This window comes from Niallia laureatilytica (assembly GCF_046613985.1).
In the GTDB taxonomy this organism is placed as follows: domain Bacteria; phylum Bacillota; class Bacilli; order Bacillales; family Cytobacillaceae; genus Niallia.
In genome coordinates, this window is sequence record NZ_JBKKHP010000006.1 from 124,704 (window position 1) to 148,875 (window position 24,172).

Sequence of the window (24,172 nt, forward strand, 5' to 3'; positions counted from 1 at the left end):
TCCGTAATTGCCAACAAAGTAGTCATCATTACGGGGTTTTGTGTTTTGAAATTCAGAAAGTTTGAGGTGTAATTTTGGTCAAGAATAATAAATTGCTTATCATGATATTAACCATCGGTGTATTTGGCATTATCAATACAGAAATGGGGGTTATCGGAATATTGCCTGCTCTTGCTGATCACTTTAGTGTCAGTGTCTCAAAAGCAGGCCTGCTGGTTAGTCTCTTTGCCCTTGTTATCGCAGTTTCTGGGCCGACAATGCCATTATTTTTTTCAGGCTTAGACCGAAAAAAAGTAATGCTACTTGTGCTTGGAGTTTTCATTATCGGTAACATTGTGTCCATCTTTACTACTAATTTTACCATTGCATTAGCTGCTAGAGTTGTACCTGCGCTGTTCCATCCTATTTATTGTTCATTAGCGTTTTCGGTAGCAGGTGCTTCGGTCCGTAAAGAAGAAGCACCTAAAGCTGTTGCTAAAGTATTCATAGGAGTATCTGCCGGAATGGTCATTGGTGTGCCAGTCGCAAGCTTTATTGCTGGCAGTATGTCATTACAATTGGCGATGTCGTTCTTTGCTGCGGTGAATATAGTTGCGTTTATTGCGACATATTTATTCGTGCCAAGCATGCCTGTTAAAGAAAAGCTTTCATACGGCTCACAGTTAGCGATCTTGAAAAAGCTGATTACTTGGCAGTCTATCATTGCAGTCGTTTTCCTTAACTCTGCAATATTTGGTGTATACAGTTATCTTGCTGAATATTTAACATCAGTAACATCCATGTCTTCTGCCTCGATTACTATTATGCTGACTGTATTCGGTGCAGCCAATATTATTGGAAATATAACAGCAGGAAAGCTGTTGACGAATAATGCTCGAAGAACGGTCATCGCATTTCCGTTTTTATTAGGAGCTGTTTATATGGTGTTGTTCCTATTTGGTCATTTCTCCATCCCAATGGCAATCATAACGTTTATTTGGGGAATTCTAGCTGGGGTGGGCGGCAATATCAATCAATATTGGATCATGTCCTCTTCACCAGAAGCTCCAGACTTTGCTAATGGATTATTTATTTCAGCTTGTAATTTAGGTACAACGATTGGCGCTGCTGCTGGCGGATTATTTATAGCTCAATTAGGAATTCAATATGTAGTCTTAGTAGGTTTTATATCATTAATTTTCGGGACCATCTCAATCTTGCTAAGAAACTATAAATATCGTTCTAGAACTAATCAGCTTGCTGGTTAATATCTAACAAGCACTATAAATGGGCAGGTGGAAAGCATTTGTTAATAACAAGGATTACAGTGGAAGTAAATCGGCTTCAAGCGCGAAATGCTGCCCTTTTTGTGGCAATAGCTCAGACCTTTCGCAGCGAAATAATCCTGACTAAAAAAGGAAGGTCCGCCAATGGCAAAAATATAATGAAAGTGATGGACTTATCTGTAGCAGAAGGTGATAAAGTTACCTTATTTGTAAATGGGGAAGATGAGCAGGCTGCCATTAGCAAGCTTAAGTATTGTCTAGTAGAAGAAATAAATGCCGAAATCTGATTTCCAAAATGAAAAAGAAGTTAATCTCATTTAGATATAACTTCTTTTTTCATTGGAAAACTTAAGCAGTATGTATCTAATAATAAAACCAATAACAACCCCAGGAATTACAAACATCATTGGCAAAAAAACAGGGCCGAGTGACTGGCCAAATAAAGTAATCTTACTAGAATAAATTAAGCCGAGTGTAACGAAAGCAGCCGCAGATAAAAAGGGAAGAAAAGACAATTGTTCATCAGCAGGCATCTCGTATTGATATGCATCCCACATAGGGAAGAAATATAAACAAGCATAAAATAATAACCATTCATAATTGATTACTTCTTCTGCTTTAGAGAATTCCCCTAAATAGCTGTACATAATGGAAGTATTAAAATGACTATATACGTTTATAAGAATCTCTGTTAGTACAAATAATGTACCTTTAAAGAAATGTCCAGTTAATAATTGGCTGAAACCTGGTAACGCAATACTCCACATAATCGCCTGGAATTTACCGATTTTCTTCATATAAACCCTCCTTTACTATAGTTTGGATAGAAAGACAGTAGTTATTCCAGTTATTTGTATAAATTAGCAAAATTTGTTCATTGTTCCTTTTGTAAAAGTTGCGGAGCTTCCCAAATAATATAGTTCTTTAATTCATCCTGAAGAGCAGTCCAATCCAATACTTCTTCCATGTGGAAAACACCTGTGCAGGAATTGTTTTCACACATATAGCAAGCAGCCCATACGGTTACCAATGCAGTTATTTTTGCTTCTTCTTTCCCATAAAGCTCTGTTTCTAACACGATTGGCTTCCCTGATTTACGTCCGCTAACGGTAATTTTTACACAAAACATCGGCTTTCCAATTGAAATTCTAGTTAACAATTTTGTAGACAAGCGAATAGGCAGGAAACGAATCAGTCCAATTGCTTTCAAAAAGGCTAAAGCACCAGTTGCAAAGCGTGAATCAAAACAAAGATAAGTGGTGACATCATCAACTGCTATTGTATGATGCAAAACATGTTGATCTGCAAAATCAAAATGATAAGCGTTTCGCCAGCCAAGCTGTTCACCAAAATAGGCAGACTTCATGCCGCCAAAGCTTTTCAACTTCACCTGTTTACCTTTTATCCATTTATAATAGTCCGTTTTTGCTTGCCGTATTGTCCAATCAATGGCAGCATGCCCATGTGTATCTCCTAACCCGAGCATTAAGAAAATATCCACTGCGTCTGTATGGTCGACTTTTTCTGCCATCCAACTAGCCAGTAGATTCGTTATTCCCGGATTTAACCCGACACTGAGCATCGCTGCAGCATTGGAGTTAACTGCTAAATCATGGAGCTGTTCCACTTCAGCTAAAAACCGGTATGATGCAGAAATATCGATATAATCAATCCCTGCTTGAAGGCAGGTGGTAGCAAATAGAGCATTTTCTTGTTCCAGACAAACAATGACGAGTTTTACACTCGCCAGTAAGGATGCAGGAACAGCTTTATTGATATCTAGTAACAGCGGCAATACCTTTCCATTTGTTGATGCAGAAAACCTTTCCGCTTTCTCCATGCTTCTGCCAGCAGCATACACATAGCCGGGATAAATTTCTCCTAACTTACTGCATATCAATCTTCCTACATGTCCATAACCACCAACGATAACAATATCTTTCCTTTCCAAAAAAACCACACCTTTCTAAATTTCCATAACTATAGGAACAGTGTATAGAAAGGTAAGTTAAGAAAATATCCCAGAATCATGGGATATTTTTTATTTATGGAAAAGTGTGGAAGTGTTAATATGTGCTTAGTAGGTTTTTGTTGAAAGAGGTGAAGTTAGTGGAATTATCGGAAGGTCAAGTAGTCAACTTTATTAGTACTATTAAGAGCAGTCTCTATAAAGTAAGCGCCCTCCCTTTCCATTACTTAGGAAGGGGAGGCTGAAATATAAACCATAGCGAGCTTATGCTTAATAAGGATAATAGCCAAGCGACCCAAGGTTTCCATTTATGTACAGCTAATAAAGAAAAAGTAATGATGTTAAACAAAAAGGACCAGCCAAGAGTCCAGCCGTAATGATGGAAAATACTTTTATTCACATAAGCAATTATTTCAATACTTTCAAAAATCACAGCCCATAATATAATCCAACCAATTCTATGAAAGAAAGAAGAAGGAAATCGTCCTAAGAACACAACAATAACAGACGGATAAATAAAAAATGCGATTGCGGTGCTAATTAATGTGTGGGTAGGGAGAATAAAGTGATCAACCCAGACAGGGTGAAACTCCCACACTCTAAAATCATGAAGTAGGGAAGCGTACAGCAAATCACCAATTATCCAAAATAATAATGTCGAATACCATTCATTAAAACGTCTCCAAACACCAAAAAATAAACTAATGAAGATAAAAAATACAACAAACATTGTTTGCATAATTGCATAAAAACCCCTAAGTAAATGTATTTTGTATTTATTTTCAGCTTACAGAAATATTATTATGCAATATTTGGATTACAGCTTTTTAAATCGATTGTTAGGGGGGCTTTTTTTGAAAAAGAGTAACTGTTTTTTCATAAGTCTTGGTTTATTAGTAATTTTGTTGAGCGGCTGTTTAAGTAATGACAGATATTATATAGTCGTTGAAAAACGTGCAGGAGAAAATGCTGATTACAAGGAATTCAAAAAGATCACTAAACAAAAGCAGATTGAAAGAGTGAATCAGATTGTAGGCGGATTAGAATGGAATAACGGAAGTATAGATATACGCCCAGCAGATTACAGATACAGTGCGCAGTCTGATGATTCTGACACAGAAATTAAATCATTAAGCTATGATATTTGGCTAAATGACGAGAAAGATAAAGTAGAATTTATTATCCCATCTTCTGAAAACCAATATATGCAACTAAACAGCGACGATAAAAGGTCGGCAGAACTGTTTGAAATACTTATAGAGGAGAAATAAATAAAAGACACAACGGCATAAAAGGAGAAGAATAATCTTGGATAAACTATATTTGATAGATGGATTCGGCGGCTCACCTGATATAAATTGGCTTGCTGATATTAAACAAAACTTTAAAGATTTTTTAGAGATACAAGTAGTGGAATACACGACTGCCTCAGTTGCAGATGTAAAACAATGGGACAGTGACTTAGACCGAGCTGTCAGCAATGCGCAAGATGCGTATTTTGTATGTCATAGTTTAGGTTGTGTTACTTTTTTAAGATTTCTTCTTCGTCATCATATACAGATAAAGGGAGCGGTGTTTGTATCAGGATTTGCACAAGCAATTAAAGATTTTCCACAATTCGATAATTATATGGATAACTTAGATTTAAACAAAATCACGCATTTATTAGGAAAGTCTTTTATAATATCCTCTAGAACAGATCAGATAATTGATTGGCAGATAACGAATGTGTTAGCAGAAAAATTAGGGATTCCATTTATTTTATTGCCTGATGGAGGGCATTTTACTACAGGTGAGGGTGTAATTGAAATGAATTGTGTTAAGGATATCATCCGTTCTCAGTGGCTTTGATAGACATTAAAAAGGAGACTGCAAAAAATGCAGTCTCCTTTAAAATGTTTCATAAACAATATCTCCAGTTCTAGAAATATCATAATCTCTTAAAAGTTGTATTTCATCCCGAAAGTGGGCAGAGTTTAAAATATCTTTTATTGTCTGGATTAACGGTTCATTTTCAGGAGTTTTTAACATAACTAAATCGTAGCTTTCTGATATTAACGGTACAAAGTCGATTCCGACCATTTTTGCGGCTTTTTCAATTCCAACCCCAACATCAGCCATTCCATTTGCAACAGCTGTTGCTACACTATAATGGTTCGATTCTTCCTTATCATATCCATTTACCTCACTTGAAAGGATATTGTTTATTCTGAGCTGTTCATCAAGGAGAATGCGTGCTCCTGAACCTTTCTCACGATTGACGATTTTTATGTTTTTTCGCTGTAAATCTGTCCAAGCAGTCAAGCTTAACGGATTGCCCTTTTGAACATAAAAGCCTGCTTTTCTTGATAAGAGATTAAGTAAAATAAGGGGGCGTCCGACTAATATTTTTTTTAAATAAGGAACATTATAGTCTCCAGTATCTCCGTCAAACATATGTAAACTAACAATATCTCCTTTGCCATTGTACATGGAAATCAGGCTGTTTAAGCTTCCCGTGTAGGAACGCAATGCTTGATAAGATGAGTGTTTCTCCATATATTTACTCAGAATATCAAGAACCATGTCTTGTCCGCTTATTACAATGGTTTTCGCATCAGTTTCGCCTTTCGGTACAGTTACAGAAAGGTTCGAAGTTTGTTTTGTTTTATGGTTATTTATATAAACATCTAAATCTCTTGAATCAATCCTCATCTGCCTCCCAACACGGAAAACTGGGATATCTCCTTTTTTAACCATATCATATAAGGTAAGCTTGGAAACTTTTAATAGTTGAGATACCTCTTCAATCGTATAAGAAAATTCTTTTGACATTGTGCACCCCTCCATTAATATTTTAACGTAATCGTTAAAAAAATAATTAAGTAAATAAAAATTTCTAAAAGTTTTCACAATTTTCGATTTAGCAATTAGTTATAATTAGTTATAATCAATTATAACTAATTATAAGAAGGGGATAAAAAATGAAGAATTACTATCGTTCCGTATTAAGTGTGCTTTTGCTATTGATTATCCTTAGCGGGTGTTCAGCAAACGACAAAACGACTGCAGAAAATAGTAATAAACAAGATGCTAGTCAAGATAAAGTGGAATTGACGGTCTCTGCTGCTGCGAGTTTGCAAGATGCTTTGACTGATATTAAAGCAGACTTTGAAAAGGAAAACCCAAACATAATCCTCCATTTTAATTTTGGCGGATCAGGAGCATTGCAGCAGCAAATCTCCCAAGGAGCACCTGTTGACGTATTTGTCTCGGCAGCAGAAGATAAATTTCAGATTTTGGTGGATGATGGACTTATGGAAAAGAGTGACAGTACAGATTTAGTTGGAAATGAACTTGTATTGGTAGTCCCTAGAGATTTGGATAAAGGGATTAAGAGCTTTGAAGATTTAACAAAGACAGGTAAGATAGCTCTTGGTACGCCTGAATCTGTGCCTGCAGGACAATACGGTAAGGATACATTAGAAAGTTTAAATCTTTGGACTAAGTTAGAGGATAAAGTGATTTACGCCAAAGATGTGCGCCAAGTACTTACATATGTTGAAACAAATAATGTGGACGCCGGGATTGTATATAAAACAGATGCATTAACTTCCGATAAAGTGGAAATAGCTGCAACTGCAGAGGAAAGTAGCCATGATCCGATTATTTATCCAGCAGGGGTGATCAAAAATAGTACTTACTATGCACAAGCAAAGACCTTCTATGACTATTTGCAAGGTGTTAATTCCTTAAAAATATTAGAACAATATGGTTTTAAAGGGATGAAGTAAAAAAGATGACTGCTGACTTTTTAGCACCTGTTATATTATCAATTGAAATTGCAGCTGTTTCAACATTATTTGTCATTGTATTTGGAATAATATTCGGGAAACTGATGGCAGGCAGAAAATTTAAGGGAAAAGTATTAGTTGATACAATTTTGCTTTTACCTTTAGTACTGCCTCCAACGGTGGTAGGTTTTTTATTAATTATTATTTTTGGCCGGAACAGCCCGGCAGGTCAATTTATCGAATGGGTTTTTAATCAGCCGATAATGTTTACTTGGTGGGCAGCAGTGATTGCTTCTACAGTTGTTGCATTTCCTCTTATGTATCAGTCATCCAGAACAGGCTTTGAAGCGATTGATGCAGATATAGAAAATGCAGCACGTGTGGATGGGGCCGGTGAATTACGTTTAATGATGTTTATTTCCATTCCGCTCACCTTAAAGTCAATTGTGTCTGGAGCAATCTTGAGCTTTGCAAGAGCATTAGGGGAATTCGGAGCAACCTTAATGTTTGCTGGCAATATCCCAGGAAAAACACAAACAATCCCAACAGCTATCTATGTTGCTATTGATTCAGGCAATATGGACATGGCTTGGCTGTGGGTAACGAGTATAATAGTTATTTCGTTTTTTATGTTGGCAGTTGTATATTTTATAAGGTCTTAAAGGATATATCGCCCTTATTTGTACTTAAGCGTAATTAGCCTCGGCAGCATATAATAAACAAACTGTAAGGAGGAATTATTATGCATCCGAGTATTATTACTGGGTTAAATGGTGGTGCACTTTATCAAAACTTTCCGAATCCATCATATGGAGCTTGGAATCAAAAGCTGCTTGGAGTCACACCATATCACTATATGTTAGGAGGGCAACAATATAATATTGCTCCAAGACCTCCAGGGGCACATCCTTTTTTTCCTTATTTAGGACCAAATTTGCCGGTAACATTTAGAAGATAATTTTAACCAGTTAGTATAAACTAACTGGTTTTTTCTTTAATTTGTCTATTAATCTTTTATTTTTATTGAATGTTATGTATAATAATGCATATAAAACGGACGTAAGAAGCTATTCTTTAAGTTGAAAGAAGTGTTTATGTGAGTTTGTATTTTGCTTATGTAATGGTGGGACTTGCTATTGCAATGCCAGTAGGTGCAATTACAGTTGAAATGACAAAGCAAGGTTTGAAAAATGGTTTTATGCATGGCTGGGCAGTTGGTATTGGCGGAATGACAGTTGATCTGATCTTAATATTTGCCCTGTATTTTGGATTAGCAAAAGTTTTGGCGATTCCTTTTATTCAAATGCCATTATGGATAGTCGGGGCGATTTTCTTATTCTTTCTAGCCTATGATTCCATAAAAAATGCCGATAAAGATATAACAATGGCAGGGGAGAAAGCTAATAAATCACTTTTCAAAACATATCGTAATGGTCTGCTTGTAGCTGTTTCTCCTGGGAATTTAGTGTTTTGGATTTCGGTATTTGGAGCTGTTTTAGCAGATTCATATGAAGGCAGTGATTCAAACAGCTTTATTATTGTAGCGCTAGGAATTATCTCAGGCATTTTATTACACGATATTGGCTTACTGACAATTGTGTCTTTCACCAGAAAAATAATGAACCGCCAAATGATTAAATGGACTTCCATCATTGCAGGCATTTTATTATTTGGATTTGGGTTTTATTTCTTATATGAATTCTACATAGGTATTCAGTCGCTTTTTTCTTAAAAGGTAATGTAAAGGTAAAGACAGCTGCTAACAATTGCAGCTGTCTTTTTCATGCTTATTTGTCATTTTTAGATTTTAACGTAAATAAAGATATAGGGAAAGTGTTATTAAGATGTACTTTGAGAGTTTTAGGCAATGATTTAAGAGAATTATGATAACGCTTTTTTTCGATTTAGAGGATAATTTTAATAAGGTAGTTGAAATGCTATTGACTAAAAAGATGTTCTTTATAAAAAAGAGGGGGATACACGTGAAAAAGACATTATATTTAATGAGACATGGTCAAACATTGTTTAATTTACGAAAAAAAGTACAAGGCTGGTGTGATTCACCGCTAACAGAATTGGGGATTAAGCAAGCAGAGGCTGCTGCAGCTTATTTTAAAGAGCAAAATATTGTCTTCGATCAAGCTTATTGCTCCACCTCAGAAAGAGCAAGTGACACATTAGAGATTATTACAGATTTACCATATACAAGATTAAAAGGGTTAAAGGAATGGAATTTTGGGACATTTGAAGGAGAAAGTGAAGATTTAAATCCGCCTTTGCCTTACAATGATTTCTTTGTACAGTACGGAGGAGAAGACCAGAAGGAAGTACAGCAAAGAATGGCTGAGACATGTCAAAAAATAATGGAAGAAGATAATGAAGTAGTGTTGGCAGTATCCCATGGGGGAGCATGCCGAAACTTTATGAGAGTTTGGGAACATACAAGCACGATCAATCAGCTACAGAAAATTGGAAATTGCTGCATCATGAAGTTTGAATATGAAAACAAAGAATTTAAACTAGTGGAAATTATCAACCAGAACGTTAGTGATGTAAAAGGTGAATTACCAGTTGTTTCTTAAATTCATGTGAAGACACCCTGTAGTTGGGTGTCTTTTTTGTTTTGAAAAAATTATTGCGTATGGTGGTAGTATCATTAGGAACCATCCACAGCTCTATATGACTTATTTATCAGTGAACTGCAAAAAACAGAAAAAGAGATATAAGAACTCCTGTGATGTCAGGGGTTGTATTTATATTTCAAGGTTACTATAAAGGAATGCCCTCATACTGTCTACATTACACAAGCTGCCTTAAAGGGAACTATGGGAACAGAAATATTAGCTTGAAAGAAAAAATAATATATTATCAGTAATATCAGGTCATGGTAGGTTCATATTTGTGTGAACTTTAGGTAAATACTCACCTTAGTATTAGTTTTAATAAATACCCATTATATGTTAAAGTCGAATTATAAATTAGAGTAGGAGGAGGTTCAAATGGACATATATCTTATCAGTACATAGTGTCACCGCCCCTCCCTGACGATATGTCAAAAATTAAATTCCTGTTCAAGGAATACAATGAACCATTTAAAAGAAAACCGACCAGCCTTGAATTTGTCATTACTGTAGCTGAGTAATTATTAAAATTTCATTTTAGTTAGCTCTTTATTAATGATGAAGTGACTGATTATCTTTATATTAAAAAGGATTTTAAAGAATTACTAACATGTCAGAGGCAAGGAGTATGTGATATGAGACATATTTTAGGTGGGTATTATATTATTTCCTCATCAGAACGGCCTGAATATTTAGATAAAGAAGTTATTCCAGAGCTAATATACTCAGCGAGTGAATGTCTATGTGATATTCATCCTGATATAAATATCTTATGGGCTAGTTCTAAAAAGAGCAAAAAAGAATATAGTGAAAAACTGCGAATATCTGAAAATACTTACTATCATTTAGAAGCAGAGGTTGAAGAAATGTTTGAATTAGGTGAAATTACTTATCCAAATCTATTTACAACTGTGGCTGTTGCTAGAAAATATAAACAGAAATATTTGAGTAATTTACAGGATACCAAAATTTTTGGTATTGGTTTGCCAGAAGGATTGGTACATGAGTTTATTGCAGAAGAAGAATCTGAAACTAAACCGGAAGAAAACCAATATGTACTAGAAAAGAAGCTTTTAAATAAAAATTTGATGTCAAAAGCAGATTGTAAGATGTTGGGCTATGAAATCCTTGGATTCGAAAGTGGGAAATTTCACACCTATTTGTGCAACGGACTGGAAAAGGATTTTAAAGAGAACTTTAGATTTACTTTAAATGAAAATGGCTTTATCAGCTCTTTAGAAGAAGCAATCAGCTATTGTCATTATTGTAATGATGAGGAAGTAGAAACCGAACCAGTTTTGTGGCTGCCTTGGGCAATATATGAATATAGATAACTACCACTTATAGAAAAATTGCTGAATCTATGAGGTCCTTTTTAAATCAAGGTAGACATGTAATGTTGTTAATAAGCAAATAATGAATCCCCGAAATATTTGAAAAAACTTCTTGATAAAGTATGGTCATAAGTTGTTAAGATGACTGTGCATAAAGGAACCTTAGAATAATATTTTAAGGTTCCTTCTAACTTTATATGGGGAACAGGAGTTAATGTTTATGAGCCCAATACATAGGCGCTTTTTCACCTAATGTCCCGCTTACTGCGCCGCCTTCTTTCCGCCAGTATTCAAGCCCGCCGATCAATTCTTTAACTTTAAATCCTAATTTGGACAGTTTAGCACATGCTCTTGTTGCACCATTGCAAGCTGGTCCCCAACAATAAACTACGATTAGTTTATCTTTAGGTAGTGTACCAACAGTACGATCAGATATTTTATTTCCTGGAAAAGAAATAGCCTCCGTAATATGACATTCTTCATAAGCCAATTCATCTCTAACATCAATAACAGTCAGGCCTTGGTATCCCTTTTTCAAATCAATTAATAAATCAGCAACATCTGCCTCAAAGGATAGTTTTTTCATAAAATGAGCATAGGCTGCTTCTGGTTCACTTGGCTGAATGTCCAATGTTAATGAATATCTAGGTTCTTTTTTCAAAATAATTCCTCCTTAGTTGATTTCTTCTTCAGTATAAATGGAAAAAGTATTCGCTGATCTGATAGTTATTGATTTATACTATCAATAATACTGATAGTTAGGGTGTGAGAAGATGGAGCTGTTATACTTCAAAACATTTATTCAAGTTGTGAAAAGCGGCAATTATACACGCGCTGCGTATGTATTGGACTATGCACAATCAAGTGTTACAACCCATATTCAAAAGCTGGAGGCACTTTATGGGGGAACGCGCTTATTAGAAAGACATGGGAAATTAATGAAATTAACTCCATCAGGTGAGCTTCTTTATAGCTATGCAGAGAAAATGCTCGCATTATTTGATGAATCACAGCAAAGATTACATAACCAAGAAGTAAAAACGATAAGAATTGGGTCGATTGAATCGTTAGCAATTTATGAACTGCCCGCAATATTATCCGAATTTAAAAAGCAGTATCCTGATGTAAAAGTGCAAATCATTCCTGATACAGAAGCAGTAATAATTGAAAAAATTTATAATAAAGAACTAGATTTTGGACTAATAATTGATAAACCATTTGTGTCAGAAAGAATCAACAGTCTCTCTATTGAAAAACAAAAAATGAAAGTCGTATTACCTCTTGATCATATTTATACAGGAAAGTCATTATTTACGTTGGAAGACTTTAAGGATGAAACAGTTATTCTAACAGAAGAAGGCTGTACATACAGAGCTTATATATTGAACCAGTTACAAAAAAATCATATTGAATTTACCTTATCTATGGAGCTAAGCAGCATTGAAACAATTAAAAAAGCGGTTCAGAATAAATGGGGAATCGGCTTCTTGCCTGAGTTTAGTATGGAAGACCATGATCAAGTTACCGGGATTCCTTTTCAGGATGAAAATTTCCATTTTTACAGCCAATTACTTTATCGGAAAAGCAGCTCTGACATTCCTGTCTATCAATACTTCATAAATCTCTTTGCAAAAAAGTCTAGGTTTCCTCAGTAAAGTTTTTTTGAAACTTCCATGATTTAATAACCGTATTACTAGCACCTAATCATGGAGGATGTTTTTTTATTATAGGTAATGTTACAGTCGGCTGGGGAATAATGTTATGTTAACCGCAAATTATGCTGCATTATCTTACACTTCTAAAATATTCCTGTTATCTTGATGCTTTAAGGATGTTTGGCCTCATTTTATATAGCGCAGTTCAAAAACTTAAATAAGAAATATTAACAATAACTTGTTGAATTGATTAGGAGGGAGTATATGAAATTATTAAGTGCTGTTATATCGCTTTGTTGCAGTTTTTGGATGATTATTTATTTATACGGATTGAAAGAAGTGAGTTCTGCAAAATATAATTCTATTTTTCAAATACTGCCATTAGTGTTAATTGCGATAGCCATTTACTGTTTCTATGCCTATGGAAGGGAAAAGGAGAAGTGAATCTATATGAAGGTTGGTATAGGTGGTCCGAAGATTTACATTAAGACTCATACTTTCTTTAGGAGAAAGGAAACTTACATGAGTAAACACTGCTGTGAAATGATGACAGGGCAAATTAATTATAAAGGTGAATTTCATACAAACGAATCAGATTGTCCAGACATTTTAGTAAGTTATCATGAAAAATTTGATGAATATGGCTTAATTATCCATGATGGAGGAAGTTCGAGTATACAAATATTTTTCTGTCCGTGGTGCGGTACAAAATTACCAGAATCAAAAAGTGACTTATGGTTTGATACATTAGCACAATTAGGGTTTGACGATCCAGTGGAGCAAAATATTCCAAAGGAATTTCATACAAATAAGTGGTATACAAAAGGTAAATGAGAGATTTTATGTTTACGGAGTATAGAGACTTATCGAATAAACGGAATAGTTCTGCAAATTGATTCACATAATTAACATCTTTTGGTAATATGAAGTAGAGATGTAAAGAAAGGGGAATCTATACTGCACATGTGGACTTTGTAATGATTATCTAATTGATAGAGTAGTAACGAAAGTTTATAAGTCTGTCTGTAATCATTTTCGGGATTCATGGTGTGGACAATAGAAACTCCCGTTTTCAAAGCAGATACTTTTCTAATCTGCTTTTATTTATGAGTAAAAAACATCGCTATTGTCACATTCATAAATACCCTAATTGGGGGTTTTTTTAATGACAAATCAATTTGAAAAGGAAGAAATATTAACAGGCGGTAATATTTCCAATGTCTATCGTGCAGGAGATACTGTTCGCCGTGAACTAAAAAAAGAAAGCAGCAAAATTCATAAATTATTAAACCATTTGGAAAATAAAGGGTTTGGATATGCTCCAAAGTTATTAGGCATTGACGACAAAGGTCGAGAGGTTTTAACATTTATTGAAGGAGAAGCGGGAAATTATCCTTTGAAAGAGTATATGTGGTCTAATAGTGTTTTAGCAGAGATAGCAAAAATGCTTCGTCAATATCATGATGCTGTCAGTGATTTTCCGATAACAGATGAATGGGTTCCTATGGTTAATACTCCAGATAAGATGGAGGTTATCTGTCATAATGATTTTGCTATATACAACATCATTTTTCATGACAAAAAGCCAGTTGGGATAATTGATTTTGATGTCGCTGCACCTGGTCCGAGACTTTGGGACATAGCGTATACTCTATACACATGCGTTCCTTTAAGTCGACTTTATCACAACGAAAATGGAGAGGAAATCTATTATAATTCTATAAAAGATGCCGAACGTATTAAAAATAGAGTGAACGTGTTTTTTGAAGCTTACGGGATCGAGGGGCTGAAAGAGAATTATTTAGAGATGGTTTTGCTAAGGTTGGCTGGGTTATGTAAATATATGATAAAAAAAGCAAATGAAGGTGATGTTGCTTTTCAAAATATGCTGAAACAAGGACATCTCGAACATTATCAAAAAGACATTATATTTATTCGTGAACATGGAAACGAGTGGAATTAGGAAGGTTATCGTAGCGTCAGTTTTTGACGCTATTTTTTTAGATAATCTGAATATTATTAAAAGAGACAGACAGGGGGAATTCAAGTGACATTGCAAATTACGAGAGAGGTAAATAAAAAAGATAAACAATACATTGAAGAAGCACTGTACAAGTATAACCTAAGTCATTTTCCTAAAGATTTAGGAGGCAGATTCGAAGAAATATGTCTGTTTCTGAAGGACGATAAAGGAACAGTCCGTGGCGGAATCCTGAGTGAAGTATGCTGGAATTGGTTAGAAAACCATACATTTATGATAGATGAAGACATGAGAAAATCTGGTTATGGTACGAAATTATTAGCAGAGGTTGAGAAAATAGCAGTGGAAAAAGATTGTGATTTCATAAAGGTAGATACTTTAAGCTTTCAAGCATTAGGCTTCTATGAAAAGAATGGTTACCAAGTATACGGTACTTTAGATAATGTGGGGAGAGAACATAAGCATTACTATTTGAAAAAGGAATTAAAGGAAGGGAAACAATGAGTCAATCAGTGAATGTTAAGATGTGGACTGTTTGCATGATTCGGAAAGAAGAAGGTTTAGAGGTTTAGGGTATGGAATTAATTTCTTTATTTGTTACACTCTGCAAGTAACTTATGGGTGATTATATCAATGGTGTAAATTATATTCCATAACTTAAGGGGGCTATCAAAATGAATACTAATTTTGGTAAATACGAAGTACCAGCCACGCTTCAAAGATTAGTTGAATTAGAGAAATTACTTAGTGATCCTGAACAATTTTATCTTGGTCTTCATTTTTACCTTTCTCTAGAAAACGATATTAGATATTTCAATACCCCAAGTGATGTAGTTGTTTTTGGAAATATTGGTGTAGATGGTGTTCATTATGGATTCCTTACTGATTATGGTCTTGTTATGAATCTTGAGAAGGCACCTATAGTTTGTGTCTGTCCCGTTGACTTTGACAGGCCAGTCCGTATTATTGCCCAAAGCCTCAGTGAATTTTTAAGATTAAATGTTTCGAATAGTGAACTGTTTTATAATGAATTTAATAGTGAAGGTGCTTATTTAGCAGCTAGAGAACAATGGGAAGAAGAGGAAGCTCACTCATTTTACCACCAAACAAAAAATGAGAAGTTAACTCAGGAAAGGGTCGAAAATTATATAATGAATAATTTTCAAATACCTTTTATTGAGAATCCGTTTCGATATATTCAAGAGGTTGAATTGGAGCGAAAAAGAAATGTAAGTATTGCTACACAGGATGGATTAGGCATTATTACTCCACTACTTCCATGTGAAAATCATAAACCATTTGAGATTAATAAGGAAAAAGATTTGGATTTGAACTTGTTGCGGGAATATCTTAATTCTGCACCAGTTGCCTCACGACTTGCAGTGTTTAGGGACATACAGTTTAATTATGTTTTGCAAGATTACCCAGAACTAGCTCAAATAGTAATAGAGACAATGGTCAATTTAGGTCTTATTGATGAAGTCAATCGATTATCCGAAAGTATCTAATTGAAGCCGTCTAAAAAGAACCGTTTTTTTATTTATGAGCAAGTCTTCTATTTTTAATAGGAATGTCAGAAATCAAAAACTACAACGAACGGAACAGCGAAAAAGGATACTAAAAAGAAAATTTTTTATTGAAGGATACTAAAGCAGAGTGCTATTTACAATTATTATATTTATCTAGAAATTCTTCGTACATTTATGCTGAAATATACCATTTATAAATGGGGAGTTCTGATGCCTGCAAACAACCTTTCATTTTCTTGTATAGCTTTCAATATAGCCTTACTTATACTTGCCTTTACACCTGTCACATATATAAATGTTTTGTTTCTTTTAAGTCCGATGTTTGCTTTTTGTGGAGTCTTACTTGGAATAGGAGCGATCGTATTAAAAGAATCCTTTCTCAAATCAGTTCTTGCTATTGTATTAAACATGGCTTATGTGCCGTTTTTCTTCGAACTTTTTAAATGGTGAAACTTCTTGCGACTGTATCTGTCAGCAAGGAAGAATGACTAAAGTACAGTGGGAAAACACATGAATGGATTGCTTATTATATTTCTTCATACGAATCAACAAAGGAAAGATGTTATGAGCTGATAAATGAATATATGACAGATTAAAAAAGGGCTAGAGAAAAGGGGATGTCCTTTTCTCTAGCGTTGTTTATTGTGAATTTATTCCTTTTGTAATTGCTGTTAATTTCGTATTAATGGAGAAAATTTTAGTGTTAATATTAGTAATACCAAAGCTATCTAACCTTTTAGAATGCATCTCTAAGTAACTTTGAGCTGTTTCTTTTGTTTGAAAGCAATAGATACCACCAGCTTCACGAGATTCCTCGTTCTCTGTCCAAATCTTCCACAGGAAACCTTCTTCTTTATTAATGCTTTCTGCCAGTTCTGAAAAAGCTTCCGCCATTTCATCACCAAAGGGACCATTCATGTTAAAATCTATTTGTAAAATATATGCCATTTTATTCTCCTTAAGTTAATATGCTGATAGATAATAAGCTTCGCCTAGTATTTCCTTTTCTTCGTAACTATCTGAGGAAAGTTCTTTTTTTATAAAAGAGTGGATGTCTGTTTGTTTAATGCTATACATGATTTCCAGTTCTTTTGAGAATAACAGCTGTTCCTTCTTTAGTAGTTCTGAAAGAGAAGGCAGAGTCTTTGGTTGGAGTTTATCCTGATTGAGCACTTGCTTTAGTCCGTTTATATAATATTCTAATGGACGCGCACCAACAACTTTTACACCTTTATTATCTTTATTAACAATGATAATAGATGGAAATCCTCTCACTCCTAAACTAGCCGCTAAATGAAAATCTTCGTTGAGAAGATTTTTTCCAATCTCCTGTTGAGCGTCTTTCAATATAGATTTTCCATCAAGATTTAATTTATTTACTATATCTAGGAGCACAACAGGATCTCCAATATTTTGATTAAAAGCAAAAACTGCTTCTCTCGCACGGCGCAAAAACTCGGTTGCTAAAGAATCATCTCTTTGCTGAATAACTTTAAACACTATCGATGGAGGGAAAGAAGACTGTATCGGGGTATTTAGCCAAAGTGAGCCATCTATTGGCATGCGGCTATGTTCACCAACTTCGCGCCAATGATCTGCAACGTCAGCTGGTTTAGAAATACCATTTGCACTGTCACTAAAATCTTCCCATTTTTCTAACAAGCCGCCCATTATCGTATGGAAATTAAAGTAGTGACCATATTGAGAGACAAAACGGCGAAGTACTGGTTCCAGTGCCCAGCAATGAGAACAAATTGGATCTGTTACATAGTATAAATTAAGGGATATATCAGACTTGTTAAAATCGATTACTTCCATTGCTTCCTCTTCAGCTGCCCCACAAATTCCTGTTTCCAAATCACAAGCCATTGGGTTTTTACTCATTATTACATTTCACTCCTATCATTCTAACCAAGAAGCTGGCTTAAAGTTGATTTACGATATTATGTTAGTACATAATGAAAAACAACAATACCAATAAAAATGAATTATTATCGTATATACGACATATTCAGCTATTTGTCTAAAAAGGAGAAACAATGATGAAAGAAACAAAAAAGGATTTACGGTATGTTCGTACCCGTAAATCAATTATGGATGCGTTTATCGAAATCTCGGGGAAGAAGGATTTTAAGGATATTACCATAAAGGATATTACGACAGAGGCTATGATAAACAGAGCAACATTTTATTATCATTTTGTTGATAAATATGAATTGCTGGAAAAGGTACTGTCCGAGGTGTTCTTAATAAATTTAAATGATGAATTAATAAAAAGATATATACTGAATGAAGAAGTTATTATAAATATATTTACAGCAATAACTAATTTTCATAGTACTTTACATAATCGCTGTCATCGCGGCTATGAAGATACCATTGCACGGATTATTAAAGAACAGCTTGAAATTATCTTTTATAAAATGCTGCAAAAGCAAGGTCGAGCAGAAACTAGCACAAAAGTTTCCGCTGTTTTGTTAAGCTGGGGAATATATGGAGCTGCAATGGAGTGGAGCAAGAACAGGGAATTACAACCAGAAGAATATATTAAGTTTGCAATTCCTTATTTTGAGAATGGCTTTTATAGTAGTGATACCGATAAATAATAATTAAGATACATTCATTCCACATCCTGTAGAAAAGGTGATAACAGTGTTACTACAAGAGAAAATGAAAAATTTAAAGTTCTCTCCTAATGAAAGAATTGTTCTGGATTTTATTATAGACAAACAGGAACTTATAGAGGAATACTCTACAACAATGATTGCTGAAGAAACATACACTTCTCCTTCCATCTTAGTTAGAATATCAAAAAAATTAGGATTTAACGGTTGGAATGAATGGAAAAGGGCATTTCTTAAAGAGGTTGCATACTTAAAAACGAATTTTCAAGACATCGATGCAAATACCCCTTTTACCCATCGTGATCCTATGATGAATATCGCCAGTAAAATTACTCAGCTTCATATTGAAAGTGCAAAAGATACATTAGCTCTCATTCGCCATGACTCTTTGCAAAAAGCAGTTCAAATATTGAGTAACTGCCGTGAAGTTAAAGTATTTACCATTTCTAATTTAACTTTTTTAGGACAAGAATTTGTATATAAATTAAGACATATTGGTAAAAAGGCTGATACAAATCCTACTGAAAGTATGATGTATCAAGAGGCTGTGATGACATCTTCTGATGACTGTGCTATCTGTATTTCTTATTCTGGTGAAACATCTTCATTATTAGAAACAGCTCAATATTTAAAAATGAACAAAGTTCCGCTTATTGCCATTACAAGTATGGGGGAAAATAGTTTATCAAGAATTGCTGATGTAACATTACATATAACAACAAGAGAAAAATCGTATTCTAAAATAGCAGGCTTCGCTTCACTTGAATCGATTTCTCTTATTTTAGATATCCTATATTCTAGTTTGTTTTCTGTTAAATATCATAGTAACTATGATTTTAAAGTAAAGTTAGCTCAAAAAACGGAAACACGTCAAATAAATAATCAGATTATACAAGAAGACGAAGAATGATACAAACATAAGATATTATTGATAAAAAAGCTTAATTTAATACTAATTGAAGATAAGGAAGATGAAAAATAAAAACGTTCTTTAAAAAAATACAAGCGTAAGCTGTCTTTTTTATTATCTTCATAGAATTTGTCTGTCCACCAACTAGAACTAGCTATAATCCCTTTTCTAAGCACTTCATTTCTTGCCGTTATTTAAAATATCAGCTGGATTTGTTACGGCAGTAACAACAGTAATTTTTTTAAAAATATCACAATTATAAATAAAAAATATCATGAGATAAAATGTATTTTTTTGTATACATTTTCATAATTTAGTAGTTTTTAAATATGTTGTTGTTATATCATATTATAAGTTAGATAAATATACTTATGAGGAGGATAAATAAATAAAAGCTCATTTAAGTACAAATATTAAACATGGTAAAGTTTTTAGATTTGGGAAAAATATTTTTCTTAAAAAGGTGGGTCACAGTGATGAGTAGCACAGTCACTATTATAGTTACAGTCGCCTCAATTATTGTGGTGTCTAATTATGTAAAAAAGTTAAAATTCACTAAATATCAATCAAGTAGTGTTAAGCTATATCTTGCACGTGCTGGTGTAGGGATTATACCCGTTATTGTATTGTCAACCATGCTTTATTTTCTTTTGAATTTTATTTTAAGCGATTAAGTTTTTATTCGTTTTATACTGTTTAGGGATAATGCTGAGTGCTATGTTTATAAAAAAAAGTGACAGATAATGAGTGGAAACAATCTTAATTGGTTAAAATTCTAGCAGCAAGTTATACTCCATTGCTTCATGAATTAGCATCTCAATCGCAGCTATCCTTCTCCACCTAAAATGGGCAGGTTATTTTAACAAGATGTTCAGGAAGCGTTATTGCTTTGATTTAATATTCCTGCTATCCCTATTCATGAAATTCTTCTCCTTAATATCATGTAATATTCTTAAACTTATGTTCTGATTCAACGGAGAAAGAGGTTTTGTTCTTTACTAAAATAAAGAACAAAATCTCCTGTATTTTATTTAACGATATTTTTAACATCTTTTCTTTTGTTGTTTTTCAAGATAAGAACATCAAGTTTCTCTCTAAGTTTAATAGGATCTGGATGCTTAAATCCTTTCTCTATTCCATTCCTATTTATATCCGCCAGGACATACTTATCCCTCCTACAATAATTTTTGAGTTTTTGTTAGGAGGTAATTTCAACATTTGGCTTATTCTGTATATATAAATTATTTTATATTACCCGTTGTTATGTAATGATATAGGAGTATTTATGACCCTTTTGAGAAAGGAAGATATAGCTAAACCAACATACTGACGGAATTAGCCGAACGAGCTACTGATTGAAGGGCAATGAAAAATCTTTTACATATTATCGCTGAAAAATCATATAAAAATAGAAAAAGCTTCAAGGATTGATGGAAGCTATATTCTTTTTTAAGGGATTTTGTTAATCTCAGATTTAAGGGAGGAATGATGGATGAAGGTTGTTATTATAGGTGGATGTGGTCATATTGGATCTTACTTAGTACCTAAGCTAGTTAAAGCTGGAAACGAAGTTATAAATATCAGCAGAGGTAAAAGCAAACCATATAAGGAAGATTATGCATGGAATGAAGTCAAAAATGTTGTTTTAGACAGAAAAAATGATGAGACATTTGCTCAGAAAATTGCAAGCATGGATGCAGATATAGTTATAGACTTAATTAACTTTACGTTAGAAGATACAAAGAATATGGTAGAAGCACTGCAAGCAACAAGATTAACTCATTATTTATTTTGTTCGTCCATATGGGCACATGGCAGGGCGCGAAGCTTACCTGTAACAGAGGACTGTGTTAAAGAGCCACTTGATGAGTATGGATTGGAAAAGCTTAAATGTGAACAATATTTACAAGAGCAATATCGTTTAAAGGGTTTCCCTGCAACTACTATTATGCCGGGGCAAATTTCAGGTCCAGGCTGGAATATTATAAGCCCATTAGGAAATGTAAATCCTGATACTTTCCAAAGAATTGCAAACGGCGAAGAGATATTCTTGCCTAATTTTGGAATGGAAACATTGCATCATGTGCATGCAGACGATGTTGCACAAGTATTTATGAATGCGATTACACACAGAAACCAAGCTATAGGCGAAAGCTTCCATGCAGTTGCTGATGAATCAATGACATTATTTGGTTTTGCGACAGCTATGTATCGTTTCTTTGGACAAGAGCCAAACATAAAATTTCTGCCGTGGGAAAAATGGTGTGAGCATGTTAAAAAGGAAGAAGACATCAGTTCATCCTATTACCATCTTGCACGCAGTGGTCACTTTAGTATGGAAAAGGCAAAAAGACTTATTGATTTTCGTCCCCGTCATACTACTTTAGAAACAGTTGAAGAAAGTGTGAAAAGCTACTTGGAGCGAAATATTATTAAAATAGACTAGAAAGCATCTGTTTCTAATGAATACCTCTAGACTATTAACTTCATATAACTTAAAAAGACTGCCTCTATAGTGGGCAGTCTTTTTAAGTTGGTAAATAATAGTTTAGTTGCAGACGTAAAAAAGTCAATTTTCTGTCAAATCACAAGATACATAGATGTATCAATATGGTAAAATTGTTGGTAATTGGAGATTGTTTATCACCCCTTGAATACAGGAGGAAAATGTATGAATGAAAAAGCAAAACATAAAATCCGCATGCAAAAAAAGGTTCAAGGAATATACAGAGAGATAAAAAAACAGAAAGAAATAGAACAAGATGACAATATTATCGGAAAAATTATTGTAAACCTTTGTGTAATAATCATTCTGTTCTTTTTTATAATGAGTACATTATTTGATCTGGGGGTTCAGTTACCAGAGTTTTTTGGGGTATAAAATGTATGCGGAAATTTTTTAGTAAACTTTAAAGTTTAGGAGAGGTAATATTGCTAACAAATTTGTATTTTGTACGCCACGCTCACTCTATTTATTCTTCTGATGAATCAGGGAGGCCTTTATCACAAAAGGGGCTGGCCGACGTAAAAAAAGTAACAGATCTCCTGAATAAAGAAAATATACATGTGGTTATTTCTAGTCCTTATAAGCGGGCAATTCAAACTGTCAAGGAAGTTGGCCTAAAGAGTAGCAGAGAGATAATTATTGATAACAGCTTTAAGGAACGAATGCTTTCAAAAAATGCTGTAGAGGACTTTCAAACGGCGATTTCGAAATTATGGGAAGAGCCATCTTTTTCTTGGGAAGGCGGAGAATCGAATTTAATTGCACAAAAACGTGGAGTCTATGCAACGTTAAATACCTTGGAAAGATTTAAAGGTAAAAATATTGTAGTAGGATCACACGGTAATCTGATTGCTTTAATAATGAATTATTTCGATAAACAATACGATTTAAATTTCTGGAGAGGTTTGGATATGCCGGATATTTATAAATTAAGCTTTGATAAAACAGTATTGAAAGAGGTTGTTAAAATCTGGCATAGGTAAGAGATGTTCACTGGGACTTTGAAGGTATAGTTGAAAAAGATACAGTTATTTTTATTACAAAATGCAACCAATTGTCTTTAACAGACAGCAGTATGGATTAGCCATTATAAAAGAAGATAAAATCACGATATAGGAGAAAATATGGATATACAAAAAGTAATAAAGCTATTGCTGCACAATAACATTCTTCATGAAGCACCACTTGATTATCACAGGTTAAATGGTGGAACGGTAAGTGAGTTGTATGTTCTAAACCTTGATAATAGTAAAGTGGTAGTGAAGAAAAATCAGCCAAAGATAGTGGAAGCAGAGGCAAAGTTTTTGCAATGCTACAAGGATAATTCGTTACTACCTAAGCTTTTATTTGTTGAACAAACAAATGGATATTTTGTTTATTCCTTCATTGAAGGCACTGTGAATGACAAGAGAGTAAATAAAAAAGATATGCTACAAAAGCTTGTACAAGGTCTTTTAAATACATATACCCCTGTAGCAACTGAAAGTGGGTGGGGTTGGGCTGATGAGCCATCGGTATCTTGGGAAGATTTTATTACCGCGGAAATGAAGGAAGCGAATGACATTTTACAGCACTATTTAGACAACTATGTTTATCAGTACATATTGAATGTTGCTACTAAAAGAAGCGGTGAAAGAAAACAATATTTATTGCATGGCGACTGCGGTGTGCACAATTTTATCTTTCATGACAGGCAATTAGCAGGTGTTATTGATCCAACCCCAGTAATTGGCGAACCTCTTTATGACTTAATATACGCCTTTTGTTCGAGCCCAGATGATTTGACGAAAGAAACGTTCAACAGTGCAGTAGGATTGCTAGCAAGCAAACATAATCTGAACGAAGCTTCCCTCTATGAAGAAGTACTTATTGGATTATATCTTCGTCTTGCAACATGCATAAAGCATCACCCAAGCGATTTAGAAGACTATTTGACTGCATGGAATTACTGGGTCAGGATAGTTGAAGAAATAAATAGGAAATAAAAAAGCACAGAGAGCAATTA

At 34.2% G+C, this 24,172-nt stretch carries 31 protein-coding genes; 23 read left to right on the forward strand and 8 right to left on the reverse strand.

Annotated elements, in window-relative coordinates; genetic code table 11:
- The first annotated feature begins 74 nt into the window (after positions 1-74).
- Positions 75-1,247: an MFS transporter gene (locus tag ACLIJJ_RS15980; RefSeq protein ID WP_237942457.1), complete on the forward strand. Its 1,173-nt coding sequence runs from the start codon at positions 75-77 to the stop codon at positions 1,245-1,247.
- Positions 1,248-1,285: 38 nt separating this feature from the next.
- On the forward strand, positions 1,286-1,552 hold the full coding sequence (locus ACLIJJ_RS15985) for an HPr family phosphocarrier protein (RefSeq protein WP_233315477.1): 267 nt from the start codon (positions 1,286-1,288) through the stop codon (positions 1,550-1,552).
- 30 nt (positions 1,553-1,582) lie between these two features.
- On the opposite strand, the gene ACLIJJ_RS15990 is transcribed toward ACLIJJ_RS15985, so the two are convergent.
- From ACLIJJ_RS15990 to ACLIJJ_RS16000, 3 genes are all read right to left on the reverse strand, one after another.
- Positions 1,583-2,062, reverse strand: a complete 480-nt coding sequence (locus tag ACLIJJ_RS15990; protein ID WP_411411273.1) for a hypothetical protein — start codon at positions 2,060-2,062, stop codon at positions 1,583-1,585.
- A 77-nt stretch (positions 2,063-2,139) separates the two neighbouring features.
- Positions 2,140-3,216 carry a saccharopine dehydrogenase family protein gene (locus ACLIJJ_RS15995; protein ID WP_411411274.1) on the reverse strand — a complete coding sequence of 359 codons (1,077 nt, stop codon included), beginning with the start codon at positions 3,214-3,216 and terminating at the stop codon, positions 2,140-2,142.
- Positions 3,217-3,457: 241 nt separating this feature from the next.
- The gene (locus ACLIJJ_RS16000) at positions 3,458-3,973 is read right to left on the reverse strand and encodes a CBO0543 family protein (RefSeq protein WP_233315474.1); all 516 of its coding nucleotides are present in this window, start codon (positions 3,971-3,973) and stop codon (positions 3,458-3,460) included.
- Between the two features lie 115 nt (positions 3,974-4,088).
- On the opposite strand from ACLIJJ_RS16000, the gene ACLIJJ_RS16005 reads away from it, so the two are divergent.
- Together ACLIJJ_RS16005 and ACLIJJ_RS16010 are read left to right on the forward strand one after the other, a co-directional pair.
- Complete coding sequence (locus tag ACLIJJ_RS16005; RefSeq protein ID WP_411411275.1) at positions 4,089-4,505, forward strand: hypothetical protein; 417 nt, start codon at positions 4,089-4,091, stop codon at positions 4,503-4,505.
- Positions 4,506-4,542: 37 nt separating this feature from the next.
- Positions 4,543-5,085, forward strand: coding sequence for an RBBP9/YdeN family alpha/beta hydrolase (locus tag ACLIJJ_RS16010; RefSeq protein ID WP_411411276.1), 543 nt, complete (start codon positions 4,543-4,545; stop codon positions 5,083-5,085).
- A 39-nt stretch (positions 5,086-5,124) separates the two neighbouring features.
- On the opposite strand, the gene ACLIJJ_RS16015 is transcribed toward ACLIJJ_RS16010, so the two are convergent.
- A complete protein-coding gene (locus ACLIJJ_RS16015; protein ID WP_237942465.1) occupies positions 5,125-6,048 on the reverse strand; it encodes a substrate-binding domain-containing protein in 924 nt (307 codons plus the stop codon).
- Between the two features lie 149 nt (positions 6,049-6,197).
- Between ACLIJJ_RS16015 and modA the strand changes: the two genes are divergently transcribed.
- The 6 genes from modA (at position 6,198) to ACLIJJ_RS16045 (ending at position 10,962) form a co-directional block, all read left to right on the forward strand.
- A complete protein-coding gene (gene modA, locus ACLIJJ_RS16020) occupies positions 6,198-7,007 on the forward strand; it encodes a molybdate ABC transporter substrate-binding protein (protein ID WP_411411277.1) in 810 nt (269 codons plus the stop codon).
- A 5-nt stretch (positions 7,008-7,012) separates the two neighbouring features.
- The gene (modB, locus tag ACLIJJ_RS16025) at positions 7,013-7,669 is read left to right on the forward strand and encodes a molybdate ABC transporter permease subunit (protein WP_411411278.1); all 657 of its coding nucleotides are present in this window, start codon (positions 7,013-7,015) and stop codon (positions 7,667-7,669) included.
- A gap of 80 nt (positions 7,670-7,749) precedes the next feature.
- Positions 7,750-7,965, forward strand: coding sequence for a hypothetical protein (locus ACLIJJ_RS16030; RefSeq protein WP_233315468.1), 216 nt, complete (start codon positions 7,750-7,752; stop codon positions 7,963-7,965).
- Between the two features lie 138 nt (positions 7,966-8,103).
- A complete protein-coding gene (locus tag ACLIJJ_RS16035) occupies positions 8,104-8,739 on the forward strand; it encodes a LysE family transporter (RefSeq protein ID WP_233315467.1) in 636 nt (211 codons plus the stop codon).
- A 250-nt stretch (positions 8,740-8,989) separates the two neighbouring features.
- Complete coding sequence (locus tag ACLIJJ_RS16040) at positions 8,990-9,589, forward strand: histidine phosphatase family protein (RefSeq protein WP_251647921.1); 600 nt, start codon at positions 8,990-8,992, stop codon at positions 9,587-9,589.
- A gap of 674 nt (positions 9,590-10,263) precedes the next feature.
- Positions 10,264-10,962, forward strand: a complete 699-nt coding sequence (locus tag ACLIJJ_RS16045) for a hypothetical protein (protein WP_251647923.1) — start codon at positions 10,264-10,266, stop codon at positions 10,960-10,962.
- 211 nt (positions 10,963-11,173) lie between these two features.
- Here ACLIJJ_RS16045 and ACLIJJ_RS16050 read toward each other — a convergent pair whose 3' ends face one another.
- Positions 11,174-11,623, reverse strand: a complete 450-nt coding sequence (locus ACLIJJ_RS16050) for a rhodanese-like domain-containing protein (RefSeq protein ID WP_237942471.1) — start codon at positions 11,621-11,623, stop codon at positions 11,174-11,176.
- 112 nt (positions 11,624-11,735) lie between these two features.
- On the opposite strand from ACLIJJ_RS16050, the gene ACLIJJ_RS16055 reads away from it, so the two are divergent.
- From ACLIJJ_RS16055 to ACLIJJ_RS16080, 6 genes are all read left to right on the forward strand, one after another.
- Positions 11,736-12,617 (forward strand): LysR family transcriptional regulator, encoded by an 882-nt coding sequence (locus ACLIJJ_RS16055; RefSeq protein WP_411411279.1) that lies wholly within the window; start codon positions 11,736-11,738, stop codon positions 12,615-12,617.
- 264 nt (positions 12,618-12,881) lie between these two features.
- Positions 12,882-13,061 carry a hypothetical protein gene (locus ACLIJJ_RS16060; RefSeq protein ID WP_233315462.1) on the forward strand — a complete coding sequence of 60 codons (180 nt, stop codon included), beginning with the start codon at positions 12,882-12,884 and terminating at the stop codon, positions 13,059-13,061.
- 78 nt (positions 13,062-13,139) lie between these two features.
- Positions 13,140-13,451 carry a DUF6980 family protein gene (locus tag ACLIJJ_RS16065; protein WP_248574489.1) on the forward strand — a complete coding sequence of 104 codons (312 nt, stop codon included), beginning with the start codon at positions 13,140-13,142 and terminating at the stop codon, positions 13,449-13,451.
- Between the two features lie 331 nt (positions 13,452-13,782).
- Positions 13,783-14,580, forward strand: coding sequence for a phosphotransferase enzyme family protein (locus ACLIJJ_RS16070; protein WP_411229130.1), 798 nt, complete (start codon positions 13,783-13,785; stop codon positions 14,578-14,580).
- A gap of 84 nt (positions 14,581-14,664) precedes the next feature.
- Entirely contained in the window at positions 14,665-15,102 is a 438-nt protein-coding gene (locus tag ACLIJJ_RS16075) for a GNAT family N-acetyltransferase (RefSeq protein ID WP_411411280.1), read from the forward strand.
- Between the two features lie 170 nt (positions 15,103-15,272).
- Positions 15,273-16,106, forward strand: a complete 834-nt coding sequence (locus tag ACLIJJ_RS16080) for a hypothetical protein (protein WP_251647934.1) — start codon at positions 15,273-15,275, stop codon at positions 16,104-16,106.
- Positions 16,107-16,318: 212 nt separating this feature from the next.
- Here ACLIJJ_RS16080 and ACLIJJ_RS16085 read toward each other — a convergent pair whose 3' ends face one another.
- The 3 genes from ACLIJJ_RS16085 to ACLIJJ_RS16095 all read right to left on the reverse strand — a co-directional run bounded on the left by ACLIJJ_RS16085 (position 16,319) and on the right by ACLIJJ_RS16095 (position 18,011).
- Entirely contained in the window at positions 16,319-16,537 is a 219-nt protein-coding gene (locus tag ACLIJJ_RS16085; RefSeq protein WP_411411281.1) for a hypothetical protein, read from the reverse strand.
- Positions 16,538-16,766: 229 nt separating this feature from the next.
- Positions 16,767-17,075: a monooxygenase gene (locus ACLIJJ_RS16090; protein WP_233315457.1), complete on the reverse strand. Its 309-nt coding sequence runs from the start codon at positions 17,073-17,075 to the stop codon at positions 16,767-16,769.
- 15 nt (positions 17,076-17,090) lie between these two features.
- Positions 17,091-18,011 carry a DsbA family protein gene (locus tag ACLIJJ_RS16095; protein ID WP_411411282.1) on the reverse strand — a complete coding sequence of 307 codons (921 nt, stop codon included), beginning with the start codon at positions 18,009-18,011 and terminating at the stop codon, positions 17,091-17,093.
- Between the two features lie 158 nt (positions 18,012-18,169).
- Between ACLIJJ_RS16095 and ACLIJJ_RS16100 the strand changes: the two genes are divergently transcribed.
- From ACLIJJ_RS16100 to ACLIJJ_RS16130, 7 genes are all read left to right on the forward strand, one after another.
- Positions 18,170-18,733, forward strand: coding sequence for a TetR/AcrR family transcriptional regulator (locus tag ACLIJJ_RS16100; RefSeq protein ID WP_233315657.1), 564 nt, complete (start codon positions 18,170-18,172; stop codon positions 18,731-18,733).
- Positions 18,734-18,797: 64 nt separating this feature from the next.
- Entirely contained in the window at positions 18,798-19,661 is an 864-nt protein-coding gene (locus tag ACLIJJ_RS16105; protein ID WP_267913386.1) for a MurR/RpiR family transcriptional regulator, read from the forward strand.
- A 476-nt stretch (positions 19,662-20,137) separates the two neighbouring features.
- Complete coding sequence (locus tag ACLIJJ_RS16110; protein WP_233315454.1) at positions 20,138-20,335, forward strand: hypothetical protein; 198 nt, start codon at positions 20,138-20,140, stop codon at positions 20,333-20,335.
- 818 nt (positions 20,336-21,153) lie between these two features.
- Positions 21,154-22,107: an NAD-dependent epimerase/dehydratase family protein gene (locus ACLIJJ_RS16115; RefSeq protein WP_251647938.1), complete on the forward strand. Its 954-nt coding sequence runs from the start codon at positions 21,154-21,156 to the stop codon at positions 22,105-22,107.
- Between the two features lie 225 nt (positions 22,108-22,332).
- The gene (locus ACLIJJ_RS16120; protein ID WP_411411283.1) at positions 22,333-22,542 is read left to right on the forward strand and encodes a hypothetical protein; all 210 of its coding nucleotides are present in this window, start codon (positions 22,333-22,335) and stop codon (positions 22,540-22,542) included.
- 50 nt (positions 22,543-22,592) lie between these two features.
- A complete protein-coding gene (locus tag ACLIJJ_RS16125; RefSeq protein WP_233315451.1) occupies positions 22,593-23,150 on the forward strand; it encodes a histidine phosphatase family protein in 558 nt (185 codons plus the stop codon).
- Between the two features lie 141 nt (positions 23,151-23,291).
- Positions 23,292-24,152, forward strand: a complete 861-nt coding sequence (locus ACLIJJ_RS16130; RefSeq protein ID WP_233315450.1) for a phosphotransferase — start codon at positions 23,292-23,294, stop codon at positions 24,150-24,152.
- Positions 24,153-24,172: the final 20 nt, after the last annotated feature.

Bases quoted from the DNA above. Each gene is read 5' to 3' on its own strand.
- ACLIJJ_RS15990 (WP_411411273.1), bottom strand. From the start codon at position 2,062: ATGAAGAAAATCGGTAAATTCCAGGCGATTATGTGGAGTATTGCGTTA.
- ACLIJJ_RS16000 (WP_233315474.1), bottom strand. From the start codon at position 3,973: ATGCAAACAATGTTTGTTGTATTTTTTATCTTCATTAGTTTATTTTTT.
- ACLIJJ_RS16015 (WP_237942465.1), bottom strand. From the start codon at position 6,048: ATGTCAAAAGAATTTTCTTATACGATTGAAGAGGTATCTCAACTATTA.
- modA (WP_411411277.1), top strand. From the start codon at position 6,198: ATGAAGAATTACTATCGTTCCGTATTAAGTGTGCTTTTGCTATTGATT.
- modB (WP_411411278.1), top strand. From the start codon at position 7,013: ATGACTGCTGACTTTTTAGCACCTGTTATATTATCAATTGAAATTGCA.
- ACLIJJ_RS16030 (WP_233315468.1), top strand. From the start codon at position 7,750: ATGCATCCGAGTATTATTACTGGGTTAAATGGTGGTGCACTTTATCAA.
- ACLIJJ_RS16045 (WP_251647923.1), top strand. From the start codon at position 10,264: ATGAGACATATTTTAGGTGGGTATTATATTATTTCCTCATCAGAACGG.
- ACLIJJ_RS16055 (WP_411411279.1), top strand. From the start codon at position 11,736: ATGGAGCTGTTATACTTCAAAACATTTATTCAAGTTGTGAAAAGCGGC.
- ACLIJJ_RS16060 (WP_233315462.1), top strand. From the start codon at position 12,882: ATGAAATTATTAAGTGCTGTTATATCGCTTTGTTGCAGTTTTTGGATG.
- ACLIJJ_RS16065 (WP_248574489.1), top strand. From the start codon at position 13,140: ATGAGTAAACACTGCTGTGAAATGATGACAGGGCAAATTAATTATAAA.
- ACLIJJ_RS16070 (WP_411229130.1), top strand. From the start codon at position 13,783: ATGACAAATCAATTTGAAAAGGAAGAAATATTAACAGGCGGTAATATT.
- ACLIJJ_RS16080 (WP_251647934.1), top strand. From the start codon at position 15,273: ATGAATACTAATTTTGGTAAATACGAAGTACCAGCCACGCTTCAAAGA.
- ACLIJJ_RS16085 (WP_411411281.1), bottom strand. From the start codon at position 16,537: ATGTTTAATACAATAGCAAGAACTGATTTGAGAAAGGATTCTTTTAAT.
- ACLIJJ_RS16090 (WP_233315457.1), bottom strand. From the start codon at position 17,075: ATGGCATATATTTTACAAATAGATTTTAACATGAATGGTCCCTTTGGT.
- ACLIJJ_RS16095 (WP_411411282.1), bottom strand. From the start codon at position 18,011: ATGAGTAAAAACCCAATGGCTTGTGATTTGGAAACAGGAATTTGTGGG.
- ACLIJJ_RS16100 (WP_233315657.1), top strand. From the start codon at position 18,170: ATGAAAGAAACAAAAAAGGATTTACGGTATGTTCGTACCCGTAAATCA.
- ACLIJJ_RS16105 (WP_267913386.1), top strand. From the start codon at position 18,798: ATGAAAAATTTAAAGTTCTCTCCTAATGAAAGAATTGTTCTGGATTTT.
- ACLIJJ_RS16110 (WP_233315454.1), top strand. From the start codon at position 20,138: ATGAGTAGCACAGTCACTATTATAGTTACAGTCGCCTCAATTATTGTG.
- ACLIJJ_RS16115 (WP_251647938.1), top strand. From the start codon at position 21,154: ATGAAGGTTGTTATTATAGGTGGATGTGGTCATATTGGATCTTACTTA.
- ACLIJJ_RS16120 (WP_411411283.1), top strand. From the start codon at position 22,333: ATGAATGAAAAAGCAAAACATAAAATCCGCATGCAAAAAAAGGTTCAA.
- ACLIJJ_RS16130 (WP_233315450.1), top strand. From the start codon at position 23,292: ATGGATATACAAAAAGTAATAAAGCTATTGCTGCACAATAACATTCTT.